The sequence below is a fragment of the Rhodococcus sp. KRD162 genome (assembly GCF_017168335.1).
Taxonomy (GTDB): Bacteria; Actinomycetota; Actinomycetes; order Mycobacteriales; family Mycobacteriaceae; genus Rhodococcoides.
Genome location: NZ_JABFAU010000023.1, coordinates 1 through 2,426 on the forward strand (window position 1 = coordinate 1; position 2,426 = coordinate 2,426).

The 2,426-nt window shown below is 62.7% G+C and carries 4 protein-coding genes; all 4 read left to right on the plus strand.

Features of this window, described 5'->3' with window-relative positions; genetic code table 11:
- Positions 1 to 211: 211 nt before the first annotated feature.
- The 4 genes from J1M87_RS23885 (at position 212) to J1M87_RS23900 (ending at position 2,104) form a co-directional block, all read left to right on the plus strand.
- Entirely contained in the window at positions 212 to 481 is a 270-nt protein-coding gene (locus J1M87_RS23885; protein ID WP_374222419.1) for an HNH endonuclease family protein, read from the plus strand.
- Between the two features lie 142 nt (positions 482 to 623).
- On the plus strand, positions 624 to 1,031 hold the full coding sequence (locus J1M87_RS23890) for a hypothetical protein (RefSeq protein WP_206492286.1): 408 nt from the start codon (positions 624 to 626) through the stop codon (positions 1,029 to 1,031).
- A gap of 120 nt (positions 1,032 to 1,151) precedes the next feature.
- Positions 1,152 to 1,766, plus strand: coding sequence for a TetR/AcrR family transcriptional regulator (locus J1M87_RS23895; RefSeq protein WP_206492287.1), 615 nt, complete (start codon positions 1,152 to 1,154; stop codon positions 1,764 to 1,766).
- 26 nt (positions 1,767 to 1,792) lie between these two features.
- Entirely contained in the window at positions 1,793 to 2,104 is a 312-nt protein-coding gene (locus J1M87_RS23900; RefSeq protein ID WP_206492288.1) for a hypothetical protein, read from the plus strand.
- Positions 2,105 to 2,426: the final 322 nt, after the last annotated feature.

The following is a 2,426-nucleotide window of genomic DNA, read 5'->3' on the forward strand; positions in this document are numbered from 1 at the left end:
CTTCGCTCTGGCCAAGCAATGGCGAGCGCTGGCCACCCGCTACGACAAACTCGCGATCACCTACCGCGCCGCCGTCACCCTCTGCGCAATTCTCACCTGGCTACGCCGATTGGGAGACACGCCCTAGTCGGGAGCGGCTGGCGGGAGACGACCCGTGGTCCAATCGGGGTCTCCCAACCCCCTTACCCAACATAGTTAAAGCCCCTACATAATCGCCCTCAGCGACGCGTGGCAGAAGGGTGCCCAGCAACTCAGCCCGGAAGAGCGCCGAAACCTCGCCAACGACCCGCGGAACCTGATCCCCGTGGACGGTCCGACGAACGGCCAGAAGTCCGATTCCGATGCAGCGTCCTGGCTTCCGCCGAACAAGGCGTACCGATGTACCTACGTCTCCCAGCAGATCACGGTGAAATCGATCTATCACCTGTGGGTGACGCAAGCAGAGAAGGACGCGATGCAGAAAATCCTCGCCACCTGCTGAAGTCCACCCTCCATGTAACGCTGAACCGCGTCTCGTGGTTCAGCGTTACGCATTCCGCCCACACCCGTTGCGCGGCAACTACACTCACACCCACACTTGTCGACACCCACGCAACCCACACACGATCTCGCAAGGGAAACCAATGATTACCAACAGGATTCACCATGCCGCGGCCCGCCTCATCGGCGTGGTCGCTGCGCTCGGCGGAGTCCTCGGCGTTCTCACCCTCGCGGACGCCGTATCGATCCCGATGCTGGCTCTGGTCTTGATGCTCGTCTCCGGCGCCACAGTCCTCGCCGCCGTCCTGTCCAAGCCGTTGCGGGAAGGGCGCCGGGCCGGGTTCGTCAACCGGATAGCGGACGGCAGCCTGATCTGGCTCGCGCTCGCGACGAACCTGACGGCATTGTGGTCGCTGACCGCGTACCTGACCCTCACACTTGTTGCGGCGCTGTGCCTGGTCACGCGGATTGCTCTCCATTCACGGATCGAGCGTGACAGTTCTATTCTGGCCCAACTCAACTCGACGAGATCCATAGCGATCATGAAATAGTCTGTCCTGTTGAACGATCCAACTACGCGCGAACGATCGACGGTAAAGTTTGTCTCCACCACATAGTTTGCCCGAATAGCGCTGACAGGCCGGGCCGCTCACCACAGAAACGGATCCGACATGAGCACTGCGACCGCCACATTCACCTTCGCCCACTCACCCTGCATTCAGCCACGGGCGAAGGTCACGCGCGAGAAAGTCCTCGACGAGACGGCGCACGTGTTCGACGCCCTCGGGTACTTCCCCGCCAGCATCACGGAAATGCTGAACGGCAGCGATCTCACCAAAGGTGCGATCTTCTACCACTTCCCGAGTAAAGAGGCCATCGCGCAACAGCTCGTCGAAGACTGGATAGCGACCATCGAAGCCGAATTCGCCGACGCTGCAACGACACAACTTCCTGCCACCACGCAGCTGCGCGCAGTCTTCGAAGCCCTCGCCGACATCGTCACCACCTCCGTCCGCGCCCGCGCCGGAATGAAGCTGATCCTCGAAAGGGCAGTCAGCGGGGGAGTGGGCGCCTACCGCAGATGGGTCTCTGCGACCGATGCCGTCTTCGCTGCCGCGATCACCCGTGCTGAGGTGAGCGCCGACGTCGACAGTCGCCGCCGCGCATGGAACCTCTGCGCAGGATTCACCGTCGCGGTACTGCTCGAAGACATCGACGGCGACGATCTCGACGTCGCCGCCCGCGTGGACGACCTCCTCACCATGCACCTCGCCTTCGCCCACTGAACCCGACACCCAGAGAGGCACCGACGATGACGACAGCCAAACCGCTCCACCTCCGCCCCGTCGCCGACGAGGGCCGCGACCCCGAGGACCAGCAGGCGCTGGTCAACCTCGGCGGGATGCTCGACGCACTCGACATGGCCCAGTTCAGCGTCCTCGACGCCGTCGAGGCCCTCAAACAGGCCTACAAAGGTGCAGCCACAACCAAGCAGGTGGAGAAGTTCCTCGCCGACGAAGCGGAGCACCAGGACATCGTCAACCACCTCGCCGCCGCCGCCCGGAGCATACGAGCCGCCCGCGCTCTCTCCAGCGGAATCGTGACCAGTCCGAACACCCACTAGGAGATCTGCAATGGAAAGCACCAAGCACGACTACGTTCCGTCCGAGTCCTGCGACGAGGAATGCCACCCGAGCGGAGTGAACAACAGTCGGCACTGCGCGGACTGTGGCCAAACCGAACGCACCGGAAATCACACGTAAACGACACCGACTGAACCTGCACCGGGAATTAGCAGCGGCGCAACAAGAGTCGAGTATCTGAGCATCAAACCGCCGCATCCGCCGATCCGGCCCCGCACCCCACTCGAAATCGAATGTACGTTCGACTAGAGTGGGCGGTGACAGCAGCACCGGCGGAGGAGGTCGAACCACTGTGGCCATCAC

What these genes read in the sequence shown, in the direction of transcription:
- J1M87_RS23895 (WP_206492287.1), top strand. Translation starts at nt 1,152, where the DNA reads ATGAGCACTGCGACCGCCACATTCACCTTCGCCCACTCACCCTGCATT.
- J1M87_RS23900 (WP_206492288.1), top strand. Translation starts at nt 1,793, where the DNA reads ATGACGACAGCCAAACCGCTCCACCTCCGCCCCGTCGCCGACGAGGGC.
- J1M87_RS23890 (WP_206492286.1), top strand. Translation starts at nt 624, where the DNA reads ATGATTACCAACAGGATTCACCATGCCGCGGCCCGCCTCATCGGCGTG.